1 pseudogene is annotated in these 208 nt (G+C 74.5%); it reads right to left on the bottom strand.

The features are described 5' to 3' along the window. Positions 1 to 208, bottom strand: a pseudogene (locus IF00_RS0140725) (DUF4097 family beta strand repeat-containing protein); the annotation flags it as partial.

The following is a 208-nucleotide window of genomic DNA, read 5'->3' as shown; positions in this document are numbered from 1 at the left end:
CCAGACGGCCGACCGTGATGTCACCGGCGAGCAGGGTGAGGTGGGCGCTCGCGGCCTCGTCGAGCTTGACCGGGCCCTGCGCGCTCTCGAAGACGACGTGGCCGAGCCTTCCGACGCCGCGGAGTTCGGCGGCGGCGCCCTTGGCCTCGACGCGGGAGCCGGCCGGGAGCTGGACGGTCACCTCGACGGAGCCGTGGTCGCCGAGGAT

The sequence above is a fragment of the Streptomyces flavochromogenes genome (genome assembly GCF_000717595.1).
Taxonomy (GTDB): Bacteria; Actinomycetota; Actinomycetes; order Streptomycetales; family Streptomycetaceae; genus Streptomyces; species Streptomyces flavochromogenes.
Note: the sequence above shows the minus strand (reverse complement) of the source record. Positions and strands in the feature narration are given on the sequence as shown.